We start from the raw sequence: 20,618 nt of genomic DNA, 5'->3' as shown, positions 1-20,618 counted from the left end.
TAACCATTGACATTACATCGATAAAATGTTATCCTCTCATTGTAAGCGATGTTGTTACAATGTTTTAGGAGGAATTTAACATGGCAAATTTCAGCAAAATCAGTGTGGCAAACGATGCCAGAACCGAGCTGCATGACAAATTGAATCTGACGGGAGCAGAAATCAGCGTCAACAACCTGCCTGCCGGAGCAGGCGTTCCCTTTGTACACTACCACAAGAAAAATGAGGAGATTTACTTCATCACGGCCGGCAAAGGCACCGCTGTAATTGACGGGCAAACCGTAGAACTTTCTGCCGGTGACTGGCTGCGCATCGCCCCGGCGGCACGGCGTCAATTCTCGGCGTCTGCCGATGAAGGCATCAGCTATATCTGCATTCAGGTACGCGAAAAATCCCTGGAGGAATACACCGCAGCTGACGCTGAAGTAGAACAGTAAATCCGTTATTGTGATAAGCAAAAGCCATCCATAAGCACCGATTAATCAGCTGGCTTATGGATGGCTTTTTTTGCGCCCATTATTTCACTTCGATATCCAACACTTTCTCAATGGCTCCCGGCTTTTCCTGAAACAGTTCCAACACCAGGCCATCGGGAAGCTTCACCCATTTTTCCGGCTTCCCTTCCAAGGGACGTACACCTTCATAGGCCAGCATTTCCTGCAAAGCCGCCTTGAAATCCTGCACCACAATGCCTAAGTGGTGCCCCCGTCCTGCTGCTGGATCTTCCGGAGCAGCCACCAGCTGCAGGCCGCCTTTCAGCCATACCTGCTGTAAAACGCCATCCTTTTCCTTACGCCTTGTCTCCGTCATGCCCAGTACCGTCTGAAAAAAATTCAGACTCCATTCGATATCTGCCACGGTCACTGCCGCATGTTCAAGATAAGATGCTTTTGGGGTCATCATCGTTACCTCCTGTTCTTAAGACCTATATTCTTATGGCAATTATCTTCTTCCTTGTCACTTTTTTATGCACCATCTTTCCTATACACAACCACTAAAGAAAAGGCATGAACAATGTTCTTGGCAAGAAATCACATTTAGGAATTAGCGCTCAAGCAAACTTTTCCCTAATTCATAAGCCGCTGCACATTGCTGGGGGAACATCTCCTCACGATAGGCTGCTTTAGCCTTAGGATTGAAGATCGAAGACTCATATTTGTCATAGTCGGTAAACTGGGTCGTATTAATACACAAATATTTAAGGTAATCTTCGACATCAGCCAAAGATTACCTGCTCTGCAAAAAATAGCCTGACAAAGCTATGCGCCCTGTCAGGCTATTTTTTAGCGTTTGATTTCCTGATACTCAACCCCCCCGGCCTACGCTGAAGTGGAGATTTCCCGGCTCCGCTGGGTGATAGTCACCGGTTCGGGAAAATTATCCCACATGATATGAAACGCCTGAATTACTTCTTGATCTGTCACAGTCAAAAGTCCCCTCACTCCTTCAGCTTAAATACTTTCTTCGGCTGGCCACAGAGCGGGCAGGCAAAATCATCCGGTTCCGCCTCCAAGTCACCGACATGCTCATAGCCGCAGACCGAGCAGACATAGATTTTCTTGCCGGCAGCTTCCAAAAGTCCCGGGCAATGCTTTTCCAAAATCTTCGCCAAAACAACGCCATGATGGCCTTCCTGCTTGGCAAAGATTTCCATTTCGTCGGCAGCTTCGGCAAGGCCTACTTCGCGGAATTTATCGGCCATAGCCTTGACCTTCTTTTCACCGCTGGTTTCTGCACTCATCAAGCCGCGCACGAGCTGCCAGAAATCCTTGGGCAGCATGCCGTTTACTGTGGCATAGAAACCGGCATGGACTGCCTCCTGATTTGCGGCTTCGATAAACTGCTCAGCCACATCGTCAAGCCCCTGCTCTTTAGCCAGGCGCGCCAGCGTATAATACATCATCGTGCCCTTGGCTTCGCCCAAAGCCATCATTTCTGCCATTTTCTCCAGCGGGGTTCCCTTCGTGATACCATGTAAGCTCATTTCACTCTCTCCTTTATCCTATCATACACATAATCGTGACTACCTATAACACGCTTTTGATTATACGGCCCCCTTGTGAACTCTATGTGACTTTTATTTGTTTTTTTACAATCTTTTTTGTAAAAGTTTTATTTCCGTGGTATTGATAGCAGACATCTTCACCGCAAAATCCACGGTGCGCAGCAATGCTCCCGTGGATTTTTAACGTATTTCTTCTTACTTTTCTGGCACGACTGGCACTAACAGATAGCTGTCATATTTGCCACCCACATGGATAAGGTGTTTCCCTTTGTTGCGTGTAGCTGGTGCCTTGACCGCAAGATTCGGGTAAGTGACTTCGGTATGATTGCCGCCCAAGATTTTCATGGCCGGCTTCTCACCTGGCATAAAAGTATACCCCTTTTCAGGCACAGCAATCTTTGCCACACCAAACGGCGGTACACTGTCGGCCTTAGGCGGCTGGTAGGCCGCTATAATCAGCTGCAGTTTTTCGCCAGCATGGTATTTCATGCCCATGGGCCAGATGCCAATATCCACCGGCACAATCTCGCCTTTTTCCAGTAAATCCTCATGGGTATGTTTCAAGACCGGCTCAGCCGGCGTGGATTTATGCTTATCCAAGGCCCGCTGGGATACTCGCAGATAGCCCTCGGAAACGGTGGGCATACGCGTGATGGGATCAGCGATAACCTTGCCATCCTTATCGAGTTTTTGCACCGTAACCTGCAGTTCCATATCCTCAGCACCGTCTGCCTCTACATACGTATGCAGGTTCATATAGCCCGTCAATTCCATATCCTGGTCAAAGGTCAGTACAAAATCGACAGCAGGCCGCTCAGCCTGCGTATCGTAGCTGACCACCTGTTCTTTGGCCGCTTTTCCCCAGCTAAGAGTCTGTTGACCAGTCAGATATAATTTCTTATACTGCGTTCTAGCCAAAGGAAATTCCTGCTCGACCCTGTCCACCACATCTTTATGCCCAGGGTCAAGGACCGATAGCCGCACCCGCGGCGTCTTTTCCCAGTCATTGGCTACGCCTTTTAAATAATGATCGAAGAACTTGCGCAAATCTTCCACATGTTCCGGCTGATAATAGTCAGCCCACTCATTGGTATTGTGCACACGCAGCCATTTATCTTTGCTGGGAATCTGACGGAAACCGGCAAAGGTACCGTGTGTATGCACCGGATTGGTGAAGCTGGCTACCACATAGGCCGGAATATGGATATTCTGCAGTTTGGCAATCTTATCCTGCCAATAGGCATCGAGCAAGGTATGCGTCACCACCATACGCGGCTGGTCCTCAATATAATTTTGGCTGGCGAAGGTTTCAAAAATCCCCTCTGGGAATACGGGATTCGGAATGCCGCCGCGATTAGCCGTTTCGCGGAAATGATCGACAAAGCCCTCCCATGGTGCAATGGCAGCTAAATGCGGTGGCTGCTCGCCTGCGATAAACCACTGCGAAACCGTCAGCCAGGAGTTGCCGGACATGCCTATTTTGCCATTGCTCCAAGGCTGCTGGGCTGCCCACTCGATCGTATCATAGCCATCCTGGGAATTCTGGCTGCCCCAATAGTTTAAATTGCCCTCCGAATGGTATGCCCCACGGCTGTCGGGATTGATGATGACATAGCCCTGCGCCACCCAATAGGCCGGGTCCGGCGCTTCGAATTTTTCCAAGCCGGAAGTTGCCGCCTGCGGTACACCAGCCCGTCCCGGCACATCGTCAAGCCATTGGCCGCCGATTTCCTTGCCGTAAGGGCTCCAGGCCATGATGGCCGGATGCTTTGCCTCATCTACCGGCCGGAAAATATCTGTATAGATAACCGTACCGTCACGCAAAGTGACTGGCACATCTTTTTCAAACAAAATATCGCAGGTAAGAGGCTTGGAACCCTCCCGGCGGATAGAACCTGCTTTCAGAACCATCTTTTCCTGTTTTAATCCGGCAGCACGGGCACGCGCTGCCGAAACCGGCAAGCCTTTACGATAATAAACCTCTACGGTTTCACCACCGGCCATCTTCTGTGGCAAGCTGATGGCTGCTTTTTCTGCCGCCATTGTTCCCGGCACTGCTATCCCCATGGATAAAGCCGCCAATCCCAGACAAAACATTTTACGCATAGATCCCCTCATTCTATGGCCCCCTATATTACAGATATTTATCTTTTTCCCATCATACATTATAATACTTTTGTATTGTTTTGTTAATTTTCTTATTCATCATAAAGCAAGGAGAACATTATGACCACTTACGCTTTTTATCAAACTCCATTTGGCCTGCTGAAAACAGGCATAGCTAATGAAACACTTATCCGCATCAGCCTCGTGTCCCAACAGGACGAAAAAAATCATCCCACATGCCTCAGTGACGAAGCCTATGCCCAGTTGCAGGCATACTTTGCCGGCAAGCGTACAGATTTTTCCCTGCCATATGAACTTACCGGTACACCTTTTCAAAAGCAGGTCTGGGCTCAAATTGCCCGAATTCCCTATGGACAGACAGTTACCTACAAAGATATTGCCCAGGCTATCGGTAAACCACGTGCCTTGCAAGCAACAGGCCAAGCTGTAGGTGCTAATCCCCTGGCCATCCTCATCCCCTGCCACCGCGTTATCGGCAGCAATGGCTCATTGACTGGTTACGCCTGGGGCCTGGAAATGAAACAAGCCCTGCTAAAACTCGAGCAGGGCTGCGCAGAATAACACTGCAAACTTTATACACTCACTTTTCTGCTGATATGCCACGCAGTAAATCTGCGGCTTTCACCTCTTTATGCCTGTACCGTTTACGCCCCTTGGTTATGTCGCCATAGTCAATAGCTTTGTCCGGACAGATATGCAGGCAGCCCAGACATTCTACGCATTTATGCTGCCATACAGGCTGACCATTGGAGCGTTTTATATTATCCCTGGGACAGATTTTTTCGCAGCCATGCCACGGATTCCATATATCATGCATCTTTGACGTTCCATTTACGATTCATTGACCAATTTACCGGTCATATGCTCGGGAATCTTCCTCACTTACGAGGATATGCTTCGCCGCTTTCAACTGCCGCAGGCCACTGGCATGATCCGAATGCAAATGCGTCAGCAGTACATAGTCAATATCCTGAGGCTGGATGTATAAGCATTATGATAACATACAGAAAGGAACTTTACTTAGACACCTAAACAGAGAATGTCCATCATTTCATCAATTCTCCATGCGCTTGCAGATTTTATCCGGTTAATTTCAACTTTTCGTATTGGCTGATACATAGCTGCGCTTGTCAGCCGGTATCTCCTCCCACTTGATGGCATTAGCAGCGATTTTATGCGTAACTCCCCAAGCTGCTGCGATACCTGCCGCTTCCCCAATACTCATGCAGGTTGGTTGGATGCGCATGGACGCCTGCAGGATAAAACTGGCACTGATGCAACGTCCGGTCACCAGCAGATTTTCTATCTGCTCCGTGATTAAAGAACCATAGGGAATTTCATAGAAAGCACCCTTAGGCAGTTTTTCCGAAACCTTTTCGCCATGCGCATCAATAAACCAGGCTGTGCGGCAGACGGCATCGGCAAAGCGGCTCTGATTGTGGTAATCATCTTCGACCAGATAGTACTTACCACGAATACGCCAGGATTCCCGTGCCCCCAACATAGCTGCTTCGCGGCTGATAAAGGCCTTCTCAAAGCCTGGCAAATGGCGAATCAGATAGTTTGCGATATTATGCATCATCTTGCGGCCATAGGCTACTGCCTTGCTATAAGAAACCGGATCAGAGGCTGAGAACTTCACGGGAATTTCCGGGCAGTTCATACTCATAACCCCGTTTTTGCCAAGGATGGTATAAGCCTGCATGTATTCTGCTTCTTCCTGTGTGATTTCCCCGTTTTTCACGCCCTCGGCCATCAAGTCTTCCAGCTTATATCTCTGTTTGCGGTGCATAGCTTCAGCAATTTCAAAATACGGGGGCTTGGACTTGCACCAATCCTCTTTAAGCTCCACTGCCACATGCTGATAAAGCCTGTCTACGTCTATGCCGCCCATTTCAAAACGGAAAGACAAGGGCTGGTTGTTGCCTGTCTTTTCATAGCCGCGCTCATAAGGAACACCTGCCGCACGGGACAAAAATGCGTCCCCCGTGCTGTCAATAAATGTCTTGGCGCGGATAGCCGCCAAACCAGCAATGGTTTGGACAATGCATGCTTCCATGACCGAACCATGCTGAATGGTATCGACCAACACGGTATGATACAGAACCTCCACGCCTGCTTCTTCACACATTTCATCATAAATGAGTGACAGTATCTCCGGATTGTGCCAGGTTTGCTGCGTCACGCCATCAAAAGGCTCAATGCCGTGTTTGCGCAGCCGTTCCTTCACTTCCGCTACATAAGGCGTATCGCTGTCCGGCGCAAAGGTATCCATAAAAGGATAAACACAGCCCAATACCGCCAGTCCCCCTAATGCTACACCACGCTCCACGAGCACGGTTTTGGCACCATTCCGGGATGACATCACAGCCGCCGCTGTCCCCGAAGGACCGCCGCCTGCGACACATACATCCACGGAATATAACACAGGAATTTCCTTGCCTGCATAAATCATGGTTCCCATCTTTCTATCATTCGGCGCTGCCAGCACATTTTCCGGCGTACCGACTGCACTGCCAGCCAGTGCTCCTGCCGCAGCCAAGCCTGCCATCTTCATAAAATCTCGCCGGGAAATCGGAATTGAAAAGGATTTTTCCATTGTGTTCACTCCTCGTACAAATCTGCATTTTTCCTAAATTTCCTTATTAGCAATACAATTATTCCTTCAGATTCGCATGCCCCTGATGACAGATGACGCCCATGAGGAATTCACTTTAAATATTCTTCTAAAACCAAACTCTCATCACTGATTTTCTTTGCAGTTTCCTTGCCAACATAACGGAAATGCCAAGGCTCGTAACTGTAGCCTGTGATACTTTCCTTTCCCTGAGGATAACGTAGGATAAAGCCATATTCGGCCAACAGCGGATGGATTTGGGCAAAAATTTCCTTCTGCGCTATCATTTCATCGTTATCATCGATAACCTTTCCATCCACTACCAGGCAGATATCGACAGCCAATCCGGTATGGTGCTCGGAATATCCCGGAACTGCTACATACTGTTTTACATAATCGGCTCCATACTTTTGGGTAAATTCCGCCACGATTTCCTTTTGGCGGGCTACGCTCCGATATACCGAATCCAGTTCAACCTGAATTCCCTTCTGTTTCAGCGCCGTGCGCAGTTGCTCAAAGTGCCGATAAGTTTCCGGCTCAATCTGAAACTCCCGTCCAAACGAATTCCTCACGGTAAGCAGCGGCAGTTTTGCCTCATAATCATCCGGCAGCTTGTGTGTTTTGTTGACGAATACCAAATAATCTACACTTTGGCTCGTACCAATTTGGCTGACTTCCATACTATCCGCTGCCTCAGCTTCATAAGCGAAGCTGCAACATACCATAGCCGATAATGCACCAACCAACAGTTTTTTCTTAAACGATTTCACAATTTCACGCCTCTTTCTATTCAATAAAATACCATCGACTATATTCGCTACAGCAACGGCTTTTACCTGCTTGCGTTAAATAATTTCCGGTTTCATAATATCGGCATTTTCCTGATAAGCAATCAGTTTTTCCGCCAAAGCTTCATCCGCTGTATTGATCATCGTTTCAAACGCAATCAGTAATCGTTTTTCCTCGCTGTTATTCATGTTCAATAACTCCTTTTTCAATCAGTGCCTGTCAAATTTGACCGGTCAACCTGCAAAAAACCTTCCATCGCCGGCCTGTACATAATGGCCGGCTTTTTCATTGTTGCCATAGGGGGTAGTGCTTTCATAAATTCCCGGCTGCTGCATAAAATAATGCAAAGTTGCTGCTGCATTTACTGCACCGCCTAGCCACCAACCAGCTGGATCTGGTCATCGGCATGAAAGATGCCAAGTTCCACGATGATGCGATTGCCTTTCAAAAGCTCTGCGATGATGCCTTTGTCCGTGTGGTAAATAAGCAGCATCTATTAGCGCAGAAATGCAAAAAGAGACGCCCAAAAAGCGTCTCCTCTGCGGATTTCTGGCCCTATCGCCAGATTATCGATATTCCACCCTATTTGTTGAAACATGTCTTTTCCAGCGATCATCATATCGTTACCGCCGCCATGTCCATTTAATTTTTTATTGAGCACGGCTATGCGCTCCCGGCAGCTATGCGGTACAGAAGTTCCTCGCGCCAGAATGTATTTCTTCATCTTTAAGCGAAAGCAGCTGCGAAGCACCATTTAACGCCTGCCAGCATTATAACAATTTTGTTACCAGCACAAACAAAGGGATTGCAATAATCGTACGTTCCAGGAAAATAATAAATAGTTTCTTGAAATCCAGCCCAACACCGGATTTAACGATGATACTTCCCACTTCAGTCAGATAGATAATCTGCACCAAAGAAAGCCCTGCTACGAGGAATCGCGTGGTTTCCGGCAAATCCTGGCTGGTAATCAACGCCGGGATAAACATATCGATAAACCCCACCAAGGTTGCTGGTGCAATCTGGAATGCCCCTTCAATCCCCAGAAGGCTCATATAAGCCCCCATAGGATAGGAAATCCACTGCATGATGCTCGTCTCATTTACCAACAGTGTACCAATGGTTCCCCAAGCGATAACGATAGGAATGAGATCCAGCACGATACCGATTGTCATTTTACCACCGGCCTTTAAGGCTTCGGCAAGACGGAATTTCGCAGCTCGTCCCAACGCCTCAGTCCACGCCCAACGAACGAGCGAAGCATCTTTAGGCACTTCTTCGTTGATTTTCTTTTCCCCATGAAACGTATCCGGAATGGATTTCAACGGACGGATGCGAACACCAATTGCCGCCAGTATCAGACCAATAATCGTAACAGAACCATAAAGCAGCAGAAAATGCGACGTGACATGAAGGGTTTCCGCTACAACCATGCAGAACGGAATCGACACCAGCGAGAAATTCGTCATAATAGACGCTGCCTCACGTTTGCTGTAAAAACCGCTATTGTACTGATTTCCCGTGATCAGCACCGCCGTATTGGACGATGCCAGCCAGGAAGCAATGAGATCGACCGACGCACGGCCTGGAACATGAAACAGTGGGCGAATCAATGGTTTCAACAAGATTCCTGTAAATTCCATGATGCCGCAATCCGTCAAAAACGGCAATACAAAACTCAGCGTTACAGCTAAGGCTACCAGCGTCTGGGAAAGCCCCACCATACTTTCGCCTACGTCAGCACTGCGAACAGCTTCAGGACCAACGCCCAGCACCACGCACAGCGTGACGAACATAGCCACCAGCCGCGTCACCATATAAGGTTTCGATACCCACAAGAGCCCTGCCAACCATTCATGCTTCCGCAAGAAAGCCGGTTTCCAAACTTGCCCGATCAATGCCCCTACCGAAGAAAATACCACAATTGCCGTCAACAGCCATGGTAGATTCGCCTGGATAGCCTTATCAAGCATTTCCGTCAACACCGACAAAGTCGTGTTGAAATCACTTTGTCCCCCACTTACCGGGAACAGAAACATAAAACAGCCAAAGCCCGAGCAAAGCAGAAATTTTGCCGTTTCTTTCCAGGAATATTCCTTTACGCCTTCCATCCTTGTACCTTCTTTCATAAAATAAGCAACGACATTTCATAGTAGCGCTTATTTTATGAAATGTCGTTGCGTTTTATTCATGTGCAGTAATTATTATACAGCATTATTTATTTTTTGCAAGAAAAACTGTATGATTATGCAATTTCTCCGTTATTTTTTCGGTGCAGCCTTAGTTTCCTGTCCAGCAGGTGCCTTAGGCGGCTGGGCGGCTTTAGTTGCAGGAACTGTTTTCTCTTGTTTTTCCGGCACAACAGCCTTTTCTGCCTTGCCATTTTTCACTGCTTCCTGTTTTCCCTTTGCCTTCGCTTCAGCAGCAGCTGCTGCATCAGCCGCAGCCTGTTCCTGCGCCTGGACTTGCTCCTCGTAAGAGGTTAAACAGTCCTCTACTGTCTTTTTCAACTCTTTGGCATTACTGCCATATCCGCCAAGGTCATTCATGTTAATCGCTGACAGATAATCGCTAGCCACCTGAAGCTTATTGATATCACCATTGCCCAGATAGACCCGATAGGCGATCTCTGCGGACACATACCCATAGAGATTATAGCCAAGGCTTTTCTGCCCTTCATCCTCAAACAGGGACAGATACACCCGGGCCGATTGGTAGTCCTCCTCGGCCAGCATTGCCTTGCCCTTTTCCAAGGTCTCAGCCAGCAATCGCTCCCGCGAAATCTTGACCAAGCCAAACAAAACGACTCCACCCAGCAACAGTAAAATCAAAATGCCAGCAATAATAGCCTTAACCTTTATCATACGAAACATTATGCAGTCTTCCTATCTATATATATTTAAAAATCTAACCCTATTGATTATACAGGACAACGCTCATTTTTTCAAAACTATTTCCAGTAATACGATAATCATCCTTTATCCTCCGCCCTACAATCAATAATAACTATATCACAACAATTGCAAATAACGATTCAAATTAGTTATAGAATGGGAAAACAATCACGTTTTCCATTGACAAAGAACATTTTAGTACCTATACTATTCTTGAGATGATAATTATGGCTGATTCATGAAAATTCTAGTTTTTATGCGGCTTTGAAGTTGTTTTTCCGGCTAAGTTTTCACTGTTTTTGCTAAAATCATCCATAAGCTATGCTTATGAGTTAATAATTTTAGAGGAGAGTGTTTCATTATGGCAAAGAACCCAGTTCAGATTATGGAGACAGTCCTTCGTGATGGTCATCAGTCTTTGTGTGCCACGCGAATGCGCATCGAAGATATGCTCCCACAGCTGGAGGCACTGGATGCGGTTGGTTATAAAGCACTGGAAGCCTGGGGCGGTGCAACGTTTGATACGTGCCTGCGTTTCCTTGGGGAGGATCCCTGGGAACGCCTTGATACGTTGAAAGCCAACCTCAACACACCGATTCAGATGCTTCTTCGCGGTCAGAATCTTTTGGGCTACAATCACTACTCCAATGACGTCGTGGAAAAATTCGTTCAGAAAGCATCCGAGCACGGTGTCGGCGTATTCCGTATTTTCGATGCCTTAAACGATGTCCGCAACCTCAAAGTTGCCATCAATGCAGCACTCCATTGTCCGGAAAAACCCGAAGTACAGGGCTGTCTCGTCTATACCATCAGCCCGGTTCATACGAACGAAAAATTCGTCGAACTCGCGAAAGAGTTGCAGGATATGGGCTGCCATTCCGTCTGCATCAAGGATATGTCCGGTCTTTTAAAACCGTATGTAGCCGAAGACCTCGTCAAAAAACTCAAGGCTGCCCTCGACATCCCAGTCGAGCTCCATACGCACTGCACGTCCGGTTTCGGCCATGCTACATACCTCAAAGCTATCGAAGCGGGTGTCGATATCATCGATACTGCCCTTGCTCCGTTCTCCTCTGACACCTCCCAGCCATGCACAGAAACGATGGTTCGCGCCCTCGAAGGCACCGAATACGATACGGGCATCGACGTCCAGAAACTCACGCCGATTTCCAAACACTTCCTCAGCGTCAAGAAACGCATCATTGAAGAATTCAACCTCAAAGGCTATTTCGATATCAATCCAAACGTCCTCGACTTCCAGATTCCGGGCGGCATGCTCTCGAATCTTGCCAACCAGCTCAAGGAAGCCGGCATGGAAGACAAATACCAGGAGCTTCTCGATGAGATGCCGCGCGTCCGCAAAGACCTCGGCTATCCGCCGCTTGTTACGCCGTCCTCACAGATTGTCGGCACGATGGCTACGTTCAACGTCATGAGCGGCGAGCGCTATAAGATGGTTCCGAAAGAATTCAAAGACCTCGCCCGTGGCAAATTTGGCCGTACGCCGGTCGCTATCGATCGTGACTTCCTCACAAAGACACTTGGTATTGCTCCAGAGGACATCATCGAAGATTGCTCCGTCGAAGACGCTAAGGCAAAAACCTTCGCTGAGTTCGAAACCGAACTCAAAGAGAAGGGCTATTTAAATCCGTCTGAGGAGGACGTCCTCTCCTACGCACTGTTCCCACAGGTCGCAGAAGAGTTCTTCCAGAATCACTACCAGAAAATCACGGCTTACAAGAAAGCCTGATAATACTTGCCACCTCCTGTTATCCTATAAGTCAGCAGCCCCGCAGTTTTGCGGGACTGTTTTTTGTATACAAACTAACACAAACTTGACAGTTACTAATCCTTGCCGATATAATAGATATGTAAAAATTATTATATTTAAGGCAATGGCGCCTTTTGCGACTATCCGGTACATGGGTGACGTGTGCTCTTTTTGTGATAGGAACAAAAGGCTTATTTTATTGGAAAAGAGGTATTATTCATGGATCTATTAAACACTGTTGTCAATGAGGTCAACAACGTCCTCTGGTCGTACGTGCTCATTGCCGTACTCGTCGGCTGCGGCCTTTGGTTCACACTGTCGACAAAGTTCGTCCAGCTGCGCATGTTGCCAGAAATGGTTCGCCTGCTGACCGATGGTATCGGCGAAAAAACGAAGGGCAAATCCATCAGCTCCTTCCAGGCATTCTGCGTTTCCACTGCTTCCCGTGTCGGTGTCGGCAACATTGCTGGTGTGGCTATCGCAATCGTTACCGGCGGCCCGGGTGCTATTTTCTGGATGTGGGTTATCGCATTCATCGGTTGCGCAACCGGATTTGTCGAGAGTACCTTAGCTCAGATTTACAAATTGCCGCGCGGCAACAACGCCTTCCACGGCGGCCCGGCTTACTACATCCAGAATGCCCTCAAGCAGCCTGGTGTCGCTAAGCTCTTTGCGATTCTCATCGCCATCACCTATGGTCTTATCTACAACTCCGTACAGTCCAACACCATCGCGCTTTCGGTCCAGAACGCTTTCGGCATCCCGCAGATTGGCACGGCCGTCATCCTCTGTGTCCTTACCGCACTTGTCATCTTCGGCGGCATGACCCGTATCGCAAAATTCACGGAGTTCCTGGTCCCCATCATGGCTGGCCTCTACATCCTGACGGCCATTGCCGTTATTCTCTTCAATCTCGATAAAGTTCCGGGCATGTTTGCCCTGATCGTACATGATGCGTTCTCCCCGCAGGCAGCAGTCGGCGGCGGTCTCGGCTCGGCCATCCTCACGGGCGTCAAGCGCGGCCTGTTCTCCAACGAAGCCGGCGAAGGCTCCGTACCGAATGCAGCAGCTACGGCTGATGTCACTCATCCAGTAAAACAGGGGCTTGTCCAGGCCTTTGGTGTCTACGTCGATACCTGGCTCGTTTGCTCCGCTTCCGCTTTCATCATCCTGCTCTCGGGCCAGTATGTCATCGGTGGCGAAGTAACCGGTGCCGCGCTCGCGCAGGCATCGCTTGCCAGCATCTTTGGCGCCCTGGCACCGATTTGCGTATCCATCATGATCATGATGTTTGCCTTCAGCTCCATCTGCGGCAACTACTACTACGGCGAAATCAACATCGCCTTCTTCGAGAAGAAATCCAAGACGTCCCTGAACGTTTTCCGCCTCCTCTGCGTCGCCATGGTATTCTTCGGCAGCGTCGCAGAGCTCTCGCTGGTCTGGAACCTTGCCGACCTCTTCATGGGCTTTTTGTGCCTGACTAACCTCTACGCAATCGCCCGTCTCAGCAAACGCGTCCGCATCACGCTGGCTGACTACCTCGACCAGAAACGCCGCGGCATCACCGAGCCGGTATTTGACCCAGCCATCCTCGGTGACGAAACCGGCATCCATGCCTGGGGCGTCGATAAAAAATAAATACGCATAAACAAAAAGGCCGGACTATCCGCATCGATAGCCCGGCCTTTTTTATCTGTCCATCACAAAATTCTTCACGTACAGCGCCCGAAAATCACATTTTCCAGCTTATTTTACGTCGATTATCACAAAATTATCGAACACCCCCCCTTCACCTAAAAAGCGAGCAGATTTGACAAGTCAAAACCTGACTTGTCAATATGCACACTATCTCCTTTCCCCACTTGATATTTGCGGCATAGCAGATATGCCTATCAATGGATGCAGGCTCATTTTCACTCGATCACCGTCTGCAGAAAATCTTATTCTCTTTTGCCCATTCTGCAATCACTGTACAATAATCTGCTGGCAATCTTTGATTGCAATGGCCCAATGCCTGCGTAATCCGACCTTGTTTTACCTCTATGCAAGCAACGTATTTTTCCTGTTTTTTCATCGCGACGATTAAAGACCATCTGGATATAACCGCTGAATCATAGCTGGCGACACAGTTATGGAATATATTGCCCCATTTACGTAATTCATTTGTATCCTTGGGCAACCGGAATGTATATTCACCGAGTTCTGTTTCCAAGGCCAATTCCTTGTCCTTATATTCATATACCGCATTCTTACGTTCAAAAGGCGTCCCAGCATATCTATAACGATTTACTATCTCCGGATGCTCGGCAAACAATTCATCGACCAGTGCATCGTGGACTTCCTGCGTAAGCCCCTCATTGAGCAGACAGCGATAAACAGCCCGATCGATCAAATCTTCATGGTATTCCAGCCCGGCTTCGATGAACATTCTCAGCGTATCCATTGCGGCATAGTTAAGGTTGTCATTACACCACCTAAGCACACGTGGGGCAATGGCTTTTTCCGAACGATAGCGCAGCAGCCAGCGGCAAAAGCGCTGAAAACTACGTATTTCATAGGCTCCTGCCCCACTAAAACTCAGCGCCTCTGTGATAGTATCGTAGCGCATATCCAGCAGCCGATAACCAAAAATCTCTTCCCGATAGAAAAACCGCCGGATGATATTGATATCCGTAAAGCCGCATTGCCGAAGGAAAACATATACCAATATGCTTTCGGGATTTCTCACATAGGCCTTGCGCAGACTAGGCGGCGGATTTTCTATGGACAAAAATCTGCACAATTCCCGATAAACATCAAAGCCGCCTTGTTCCTTTATCGCCTCATAAGCAGCCTGTCCCAAAACATCTTTCAACAAATAAAGCGAAGGATCTAACGTGCATTCACAATAAGCAAACAAATGCAGCAAGCCATGCGCCTCTCCTAAATAACTGGGACGAAATCCATATTTTCCCTCAGCAATCTCCTGCAAATATCCAATGGCTATATCGATGACCATCGCGGGGATATCCACATACTTTGCGGCCAACAATTCCGGAAAGGTTATATTGCCCCCGCAAACATACCCATTGCGCCAGTTTCTTACCGTATTTTCTACAATCGACACGGGCCAGCCCTGTACACTGCCATGGTCAATATCGCAGGCAATCGTCCACTCCTTATCCATAACCTCCGTAATCGTGTTGTCTTCCAAAGTCACCCGCTGGCTATGCAAAACAAGCTCCACCGTTCTATCAGGAAGCATCTCCACGCTCCAGCGCAAAGGCAAATAAATGTAAGAAAATCGCTGGTCATCTATCCGTAGTTCCTTCAGACGATCTTCCAAAGCGCCCGGTATACACGGCTCTTCCTGCCAGTCATCTTCTATAGCATTGTAATAAAAACACCTTTTCTTAGCGTCCATTCACTATTCTCAGACTCCCTCGTAATCTCGCCATCAATTCCTCATACCGCAAAAGCACAATCGCAACAACAGCACAGACGCTATATCCGCCTGTGCTGAATTGCTGAACTGCTATGAGATATTAAGCCTCCGCTGTTTTAGGCTTCAAATCCGATAATGCCTGATTCAACACATCCGACAAATTATCCATCTTTTCTTTGAAATCCTGCACCCTGCTTTCCACAGAATCTGCCACTTCTTCCTCACTTGGAGCATCCACATTCTGTGTCCGTAAGTCAGCAATGATTTCTTCTCCCTTTTCCTGCAGCGTAAGCTGGAGCTTTTGCACCGACTCTTTTACCTGTGCATAGACCAGCTCACGCTCCTCATCCGTCGTGCATGCATCCATCGCGCATTCTGCTTCCTCGCGGATGTCCTGCACCAGCACCTCCAAAGCCTGCTCTGGGGTAACCTCAGCTTTTTCCTCTGGCTTATCATCTTCCAGCAAATTTGCCAGCACCCAACCTGCTACGCCACCAATTACAAAATTCCAAATCATACAAATCTCCTCCTTACAAACTTCCAGCAGACATCCTGCCAATTTTTAGCAGGTACCATCTTTTTATCCTGATGATACCGCATCACTATGACATCTCACGTCGTTTTATCATTCATCAAATTTTTTACAAAAAAACCGATTCTATCACAGAATCGGCTGTTTCCTCTATATATCGAACTATATCTTATATATTCCCCTGTCTAATAATACATCCTATTTCCTTCACATTGACAAAACCTTTTGCACAAATTCTGCTTCATCAGAGCATATATCATAAGGAGCATACTCTTTATACGCATCAGGATTGCTCAAGGTTATAATTTGACTTCCTTTACCTTTTCTTACCTCTTCAATATAGTGCGTCAGCGATCTAAGCCGAGGGCCATGTTGCATTTGGACAGCAATACTGCCACGCTCACCAAAATTATTCACCACCAAGTAACACATTAAGCTCCCTCCTAAAATCTTCTTCTGATTGAATGCAGCCAGATTCATATATTTTTCGTAAGCGTCCACCAACATCAGGTGCATAACCTTTCTTGTATAAATAGCTATGTAACCAATCATTCAACCGCCGATCATAAGCTGTATTGAACTGAAATTCAATCGGATATACAGAATGATCCGGCTGATAATATAAGTGTAAGCCGCGATATCCATCGTCCATCTTCTTACCAGCTATCATATTGGATTCCCTGACTGGCTTCATATTCGCAATCTCATAAGCCTGCGAATAATCTTCTACGATTAACCTCGCTCCAAACAAATCATTATATGTACGTTCAACGGCATAGTTAGGATAGTATCTGTCATACTTGATGCGGCAAGACTCCAAGGACTTAATTCGGTAATCATACGGGAATTCTGCAGTTTCAAGTGCTTCATCGTAAAAATCTCTAGCTAGGCTTATGTCGGCCATCAACTCTTCCTTATCAAATTTATGCAGCGAATTCTTCAGACTTTTACTCAAATGTGTTGTATAAAACAATACCGATATATCCATACTCTACCTCCTTGCCTGTATTATAACAAAGAAAGTAGCCCCACCGCAATAAGCGAATAGCCTTACAAGTAACTGCCTATTTTATTTTAGAAGGATTGGTGGTTATAGATGTGTTGTCTCCCCCCTTTTTCTATACAAAATCAGCCAGCCGCTGTTCTGCATCTTCACTTCCTGCCTCTTGGGCTTTTTCATACCATTCTTTAGCCTTGATCAAATCCTGCTCGACATTGCCCACGCCTTCACAGTAAATATCTCCTAAAGCCAGCATCGCCGTTGCATAGCCATGCGCCGCTGATATACCAATCCGTCAATTGTCCATACATAAGTGATGTCTGAGCACCGAACCGCATTAGGCCGTTCTGGATTAAATTGTTCATCCAAGATGTTCTGTAGACTGTCACTGAAGTCTGAATCAACGGTAGTTGGACCCCAGGGCTTAACCCATTGAGCACGAAGCCCCATCTGGCGCATATAAATTCGTTCTCAATATGTTACGCGAGCATGAACCCTATGAAAAAATTTCCCGTCTCGCCTCAACATCCATGGAGAATGTCCAGCGCATTGCCCAGAAGAATAATATTGCTTACAGCTAACACATACACTCTTGTGCAACATGAAAAGCACAGGCTCAATCGGGCCTGTGCTTTTCAATAACCAGTAAATCATTTCTAAGCAAATTTATGCCTCATCAGAGAATGCCTCAACTATCTCCTGATAATACTTTACACCGTCTTCATCATTATTCTGCAGGCTTTGTTCCCATCTTCTCTGCGCAAAATTTAATAACCGCTCATCAATGCCAATAGGGATTTTGTACTCACGGGCAATTTGTACGATTTCTTCTTCACTTGGTTCTCCAATTTCAATTCCTGTAGTTTCCTCAATATATCCCAATTCACCATTAGCTCTTTCAATATCATCATCATCAACAGCAAAAGCAAGACTTAGGAAATAGCTCGCTATCGCAGCATCCCATTTTTCCTCTTCTATGAACCCATACCCCTTATCACGATAAATTCTTGCCAAATACTTTGGCCGAAACACATATTTATAAGCATCCTTAGTTTCACGATGCAAGTTTTCTATATCTCCCTGATTTCTGAAAATATTAATTCGCTCAAATCGTAAATCCATTGAACATGGATTCCACTCTAGCCCCATACGCAATGTGTTTAAAGCCTGCTCAAATTCACCGAGTTCTACCATAGCATAACCACAATAGTAGTATAAGTCAGCCACCGGTTCCGTACGCCAAATTATATTCGGCCCCATCTTGGCACGGTTTCTTTGCTTTTTATTCTTGGCATTATTCTTTCCCGACAAAAAGTTTATAAATATTTCAAACTGGAACATCTCATCAAAATTATAATATTCTTCAAATCCGTATACCTTGAACTTCTTAACTTTCTTGATTTCTTTCTTTAACAATTCTATTGCTTCAGCATACTTCTCTTGATCCATCAAAGCTCTCGCCTTTTCACAGACAGTCTCAACATCCGAAAAAGCATTTGTTACTTCTTTATCACCATATAACATGACGGTTACACCTCACATTTCTAATTCATATTTATTCTTGTTCACCAAAGCGATTAATAATCAGCTTAGCCCAAAACAGACCATCCTGATAGCATTATTCGCCAGCCTGCAATAAAAATCTACCATCCAATCAATAATATACAGGTAAATTCAAACAATTTATTATTGTAAAAAATGACACCTCCATCGCCGAAGATGTCATTTCTGTGTCCATAAGCCCTATTATACTATGAAAAATCAGCCAGCCGCTGTTCTGCATCTTCACTTCCTGCCTCTTTGGCTTTTTCATACCATTCTTTAGCCTTGATCAAATCCTGTTCGACATTGCCCACGCCTTCACAGTAAATATCTCCTAAAGCCAACATCGCCGTTGCATAACCATGCGCCGCTGATTTTCGGTACCATTCTGCGGCCTTTGCTATATCCTGCTCAACACCTGAGCCTTCCAAATACAAATCGCCAATTCTCGCTTCAGCTATATGCTGATATGTATTATCGTCATTTACAGCCTTCAAGTATAGTTCCATTGCCTTATCATAATTCTCATTATAATAGTAAATAGTTCCCAACGGCATAAGCGGCGTTTCATTCCCTGCCGCGATAGCCTTTTCAAACCACTCCTTAGCGATGGAATAATCTTTCTCTACGCCATTGCCAAAATAATATATGTCACCAATTTCATTCATGGCATCCTCATCACCACAATCAGCTGCGCGCATGTACCAAGCCAAAGCAGCAACATAATCCTGTTCAACACCTTCGCCATTTCCATAGCAATATCCAATATTATGCATCGCTATAACATCGCCCAACTTGGCAGCCTGTAAAGCCCAGTATGCTCCCTGACCAGCGTCCTGTTCAACACCATCGCCACGGGTATACATAGCCCCCAAAGACCGCATTGCCGCTGCATTGCCATTATCGGCAGCCTTTTGATACCATTCTGCTGCTTTGCCAAAATCCTGCTCAACACCTTCACCAAACTGATACATTCTACCAATATGCTCCTCTGCCTCAGCTTGGAATTGATTTTTCTCCACTGCAGCACGCTGGAAATATCCTAATGCTTTTTCATACTGCTCTTCATCATAGTAAATTTGCCCGAACCAGAACAATACTGCATCTTCACCAGCTTCTAGTGCCTTTTCGTAGTATTCTTTTGCTTTGTCGTAATCTACGTTCTTTCCCAAGCCATAATGATAGGCCTCTCCCAAATGTGCAAAAGCAAGATAATTTCCATCATAGGAGTCCGCCGCTTTTTCAAACCAATAATTGGCAATACTGTAATCCTGCTTAACGCCATTGCCATCGTAATAAAGTTGTCCCAAATCTACCATGGCTGTAATTTCACCATTACCAGCTGCTCGTTGGTAATAATCCAAAGCTTTAGGGAAATCTTCTTCTTTCCCTAAACCATAACGATAGGCTTTTGCCAAACCATAAAAAGCAGTATACTTGCAATTCCCCCCTTCCTCTATTTGTTTTTCATAACAATAAACCGACTTGGTATAATCTTCCATATCTTCATAAACCGTCCCTAATAGATACCATCCATCTACATCACCAGCATCTATTATCCTTTGATACCATTCAATAGCACGATTATATGACTGCTCAACCCCCGTACCATATTGATACAGCAATCCAATGCTGGCTAAGCCATCAGTATTTCCTTCTTTCGCTGCAAGTTCATAATAGTGAATGGCCTTATCAATATCGCCAGCTAATTCCGCTTGATTACCTAAGTCCATTAAATCTTTCGCTTTTACTTCCTTTTCCACTTTGACTCCTCCTGTCTGCTAATCAGCAATTCACTTTACATGCAAAATAATCATGGCCGATTTACCCAATCATAAGCATTTACAGATTCTATTAACTATTTTCAATAACTTCCCAGCCAATTAGAAGTGTCTCATCTATCATCACGTCCATAGT

23 protein-coding genes are annotated in these 20,618 nt (G+C 46.4%); 5 read left to right on the top strand and 18 right to left on the bottom strand.

All coding sequences use genetic code 11. The features are described from left to right. Nucleotides 1-80 precede the first annotated feature (80 nt). On the top strand, nt 81-437 hold the full coding sequence (locus T504_RS0105415) for a cupin domain-containing protein (protein WP_033170046.1): 357 nt from the start codon (nt 81-83) through the stop codon (nt 435-437). Between the two features lie 79 nt (nt 438-516). Here T504_RS0105415 and T504_RS0105410 read toward each other — a convergent pair whose 3' ends face one another. From T504_RS0105410 to T504_RS0105395, 4 genes are all read right to left on the bottom strand, one after another. Beyond that, nucleotides 517-903: a VOC family protein gene (locus tag T504_RS0105410; protein WP_231473863.1), complete on the bottom strand. Its 387-nt coding sequence runs from the start codon at nt 901-903 to the stop codon at nt 517-519. Nucleotides 904-1,044: 141 nt separating this feature from the next. After that, a complete protein-coding gene (locus T504_RS0105405; protein WP_033170044.1) occupies nt 1,045-1,224 on the bottom strand; it encodes a hypothetical protein in 180 nt (59 codons plus the stop codon). 214 nt (nt 1,225-1,438) lie between these two features. Next, nucleotides 1,439-1,984 (bottom strand): ferritin family protein, encoded by a 546-nt coding sequence (locus tag T504_RS0105400; protein WP_033170043.1) that lies wholly within the window; start codon nt 1,982-1,984, stop codon nt 1,439-1,441. A 216-nt stretch (nt 1,985-2,200) separates the two neighbouring features. Then, the gene (locus T504_RS0105395; protein ID WP_051635221.1) at nt 2,201-4,111 is read right to left on the bottom strand and encodes a CocE/NonD family hydrolase; all 1,911 of its coding nucleotides are present in this window, start codon (nt 4,109-4,111) and stop codon (nt 2,201-2,203) included. A gap of 120 nt (nt 4,112-4,231) precedes the next feature. On the opposite strand from T504_RS0105395, the gene T504_RS0105390 reads away from it, so the two are divergent. Continuing rightward, nucleotides 4,232-4,693, top strand: a complete 462-nt coding sequence (locus T504_RS0105390; protein WP_033170042.1) for a methylated-DNA--[protein]-cysteine S-methyltransferase — start codon at nt 4,232-4,234, stop codon at nt 4,691-4,693. A gap of 19 nt (nt 4,694-4,712) precedes the next feature. Here T504_RS0105390 and T504_RS0105385 read toward each other — a convergent pair whose 3' ends face one another. The 5 genes from T504_RS0105385 to T504_RS15020 form a co-directional block, all read right to left on the bottom strand. Continuing rightward, on the bottom strand, nt 4,713-4,949 hold the full coding sequence (locus T504_RS0105385; protein ID WP_033170041.1) for a hypothetical protein: 237 nt from the start codon (nt 4,947-4,949) through the stop codon (nt 4,713-4,715). A gap of 33 nt (nt 4,950-4,982) precedes the next feature. After that, entirely contained in the window at nt 4,983-5,114 is a 132-nt protein-coding gene (locus tag T504_RS15085; protein ID WP_081823383.1) for an MBL fold metallo-hydrolase, read from the bottom strand. Nucleotides 5,115-5,225: 111 nt separating this feature from the next. Beyond that, nucleotides 5,226-6,731, bottom strand: a complete 1,506-nt coding sequence (locus tag T504_RS0105380) for an FAD-dependent oxidoreductase (protein ID WP_051635220.1) — start codon at nt 6,729-6,731, stop codon at nt 5,226-5,228. 110 nt (nt 6,732-6,841) lie between these two features. Further along, nucleotides 6,842-7,519, bottom strand: coding sequence for a M15 family metallopeptidase (locus T504_RS0105375; RefSeq protein WP_051635219.1), 678 nt, complete (start codon nt 7,517-7,519; stop codon nt 6,842-6,844). Nucleotides 7,520-7,594: 75 nt separating this feature from the next. Beyond that, on the bottom strand, nt 7,595-7,726 hold the full coding sequence (locus T504_RS15020) for a hypothetical protein (protein WP_255327117.1): 132 nt from the start codon (nt 7,724-7,726) through the stop codon (nt 7,595-7,597). Between the two features lie 161 nt (nt 7,727-7,887). On the opposite strand from T504_RS15020, the gene T504_RS0105370 reads away from it, so the two are divergent. Next, the gene (locus tag T504_RS0105370; protein WP_051635218.1) at nt 7,888-8,184 is read left to right on the top strand and encodes a type 2 periplasmic-binding domain-containing protein; all 297 of its coding nucleotides are present in this window, start codon (nt 7,888-7,890) and stop codon (nt 8,182-8,184) included. Between the two features lie 124 nt (nt 8,185-8,308). On the opposite strand, the gene T504_RS0105365 is transcribed toward T504_RS0105370, so the two are convergent. Together T504_RS0105365 and T504_RS0105360 are read right to left on the bottom strand one after the other, a co-directional pair. After that, on the bottom strand, nt 8,309-9,649 hold the full coding sequence (locus tag T504_RS0105365) for a YjiH family protein (protein ID WP_051635217.1): 1,341 nt from the start codon (nt 9,647-9,649) through the stop codon (nt 8,309-8,311). Between the two features lie 150 nt (nt 9,650-9,799). Next, nucleotides 9,800-10,411: a hypothetical protein gene (locus tag T504_RS0105360; protein WP_033170039.1), complete on the bottom strand. Its 612-nt coding sequence runs from the start codon at nt 10,409-10,411 to the stop codon at nt 9,800-9,802. A gap of 382 nt (nt 10,412-10,793) precedes the next feature. On the opposite strand from T504_RS0105360, the gene T504_RS0105355 reads away from it, so the two are divergent. Further along, nucleotides 10,794-12,182: a pyruvate carboxylase subunit B gene (locus tag T504_RS0105355; protein ID WP_033170038.1), complete on the top strand. Its 1,389-nt coding sequence runs from the start codon at nt 10,794-10,796 to the stop codon at nt 12,180-12,182. Between the two features lie 240 nt (nt 12,183-12,422). Continuing rightward, a complete protein-coding gene (locus tag T504_RS0105350; RefSeq protein WP_033170037.1) occupies nt 12,423-13,841 on the top strand; it encodes an alanine/glycine:cation symporter family protein in 1,419 nt (472 codons plus the stop codon). A gap of 283 nt (nt 13,842-14,124) precedes the next feature. On the opposite strand, the gene T504_RS0105345 is transcribed toward T504_RS0105350, so the two are convergent. The 7 genes from T504_RS0105345 to T504_RS13640 all read right to left on the bottom strand — a co-directional run bounded on the left by T504_RS0105345 (nt 14,125) and on the right by T504_RS13640 (nt 20,464). Beyond that, nucleotides 14,125-15,606 carry a PcfJ domain-containing protein gene (locus T504_RS0105345; RefSeq protein ID WP_033170036.1) on the bottom strand — a complete coding sequence of 494 codons (1,482 nt, stop codon included), beginning with the start codon at nt 15,604-15,606 and terminating at the stop codon, nt 14,125-14,127. A gap of 121 nt (nt 15,607-15,727) precedes the next feature. Continuing rightward, nucleotides 15,728-16,144, bottom strand: a complete 417-nt coding sequence (locus T504_RS0105340; protein ID WP_033170035.1) for a hypothetical protein — start codon at nt 16,142-16,144, stop codon at nt 15,728-15,730. Between the two features lie 222 nt (nt 16,145-16,366). Next, nucleotides 16,367-16,591: a DUF6718 family protein gene (locus T504_RS0105335; RefSeq protein ID WP_033170034.1), complete on the bottom strand. Its 225-nt coding sequence runs from the start codon at nt 16,589-16,591 to the stop codon at nt 16,367-16,369. After that, complete coding sequence (locus T504_RS0105330; RefSeq protein ID WP_033170033.1) at nt 16,569-17,147, bottom strand: nucleotidyltransferase family protein; 579 nt, start codon at nt 17,145-17,147, stop codon at nt 16,569-16,571. The genes T504_RS0105335 and T504_RS0105330 overlap by 23 nt, the downstream gene beginning before the upstream one ends. 130 nt (nt 17,148-17,277) lie before the next feature. After that, complete coding sequence (locus tag T504_RS14180; RefSeq protein WP_081823382.1) at nt 17,278-17,415, bottom strand: SEL1-like repeat protein; 138 nt, start codon at nt 17,413-17,415, stop codon at nt 17,278-17,280. A 410-nt stretch (nt 17,416-17,825) separates the two neighbouring features. Beyond that, complete coding sequence (locus T504_RS0105325; protein ID WP_033170032.1) at nt 17,826-18,683, bottom strand: hypothetical protein; 858 nt, start codon at nt 18,681-18,683, stop codon at nt 17,826-17,828. Nucleotides 18,684-18,910: 227 nt separating this feature from the next. Further along, a complete protein-coding gene (locus T504_RS13640; RefSeq protein WP_037373115.1) occupies nt 18,911-20,464 on the bottom strand; it encodes an SEL1-like repeat protein in 1,554 nt (517 codons plus the stop codon). Nucleotides 20,465-20,618 lie beyond the last annotated feature (154 nt).

The organism is Selenomonas sp. ND2010 (assembly GCF_000702005.1).
In the GTDB taxonomy this organism is placed as follows: Bacteria; Bacillota; Negativicutes; order Selenomonadales; family Selenomonadaceae; genus Selenomonas_A.
The sequence above is the reverse complement of the archived record's forward strand: the minus strand, read 5'-3'. Positions and strand labels throughout refer to the sequence as shown.

Excerpts from the sequence above, each read along its gene's own strand:
- T504_RS0105415 (WP_033170046.1), top strand. The coding sequence starts at position 81 with ATGGCAAATTTCAGCAAAATCAGTGTGGCAAACGATGCCAGAACCGAG.
- T504_RS0105410 (WP_231473863.1), bottom strand. The coding sequence starts at position 903 with ATGATGACCCCAAAAGCATCTTATCTTGAACATGCGGCAGTGACCGTG.
- T504_RS0105400 (WP_033170043.1), bottom strand. The coding sequence starts at position 1,984 with ATGAGCTTACATGGTATCACGAAGGGAACCCCGCTGGAGAAAATGGCA.
- T504_RS0105395 (WP_051635221.1), bottom strand. The coding sequence starts at position 4,111 with ATGCGTAAAATGTTTTGTCTGGGATTGGCGGCTTTATCCATGGGGATA.
- T504_RS0105390 (WP_033170042.1), top strand. The coding sequence starts at position 4,232 with ATGACCACTTACGCTTTTTATCAAACTCCATTTGGCCTGCTGAAAACA.
- T504_RS0105385 (WP_033170041.1), bottom strand. The coding sequence starts at position 4,949 with ATGCATGATATATGGAATCCGTGGCATGGCTGCGAAAAAATCTGTCCC.
- T504_RS0105380 (WP_051635220.1), bottom strand. The coding sequence starts at position 6,731 with ATGGAAAAATCCTTTTCAATTCCGATTTCCCGGCGAGATTTTATGAAG.
- T504_RS15020 (WP_255327117.1), bottom strand. The coding sequence starts at position 7,726 with ATGAATAACAGCGAGGAAAAACGATTACTGATTGCGTTTGAAACGATG.
- T504_RS0105365 (WP_051635217.1), bottom strand. The coding sequence starts at position 9,649 with ATGGAAGGCGTAAAGGAATATTCCTGGAAAGAAACGGCAAAATTTCTG.
- T504_RS0105360 (WP_033170039.1), bottom strand. The coding sequence starts at position 10,411 with ATGTTTCGTATGATAAAGGTTAAGGCTATTATTGCTGGCATTTTGATT.
- T504_RS0105355 (WP_033170038.1), top strand. The coding sequence starts at position 10,794 with ATGGCAAAGAACCCAGTTCAGATTATGGAGACAGTCCTTCGTGATGGT.
- T504_RS0105350 (WP_033170037.1), top strand. The coding sequence starts at position 12,423 with ATGGATCTATTAAACACTGTTGTCAATGAGGTCAACAACGTCCTCTGG.
- T504_RS0105345 (WP_033170036.1), bottom strand. The coding sequence starts at position 15,606 with ATGGACGCTAAGAAAAGGTGTTTTTATTACAATGCTATAGAAGATGAC.
- T504_RS0105340 (WP_033170035.1), bottom strand. The coding sequence starts at position 16,144 with ATGATTTGGAATTTTGTAATTGGTGGCGTAGCAGGTTGGGTGCTGGCA.
- T504_RS0105335 (WP_033170034.1), bottom strand. The coding sequence starts at position 16,591 with ATGTGTTACTTGGTGGTGAATAATTTTGGTGAGCGTGGCAGTATTGCT.
- T504_RS0105330 (WP_033170033.1), bottom strand. The coding sequence starts at position 17,147 with ATGGATATATCGGTATTGTTTTATACAACACATTTGAGTAAAAGTCTG.
- T504_RS14180 (WP_081823382.1), bottom strand. The coding sequence starts at position 17,415 with ATGCTGGCTTTAGGAGATATTTACTGTGAAGGCGTGGGCAATGTCGAG.
- T504_RS0105325 (WP_033170032.1), bottom strand. The coding sequence starts at position 18,683 with ATGTTATATGGTGATAAAGAAGTAACAAATGCTTTTTCGGATGTTGAG.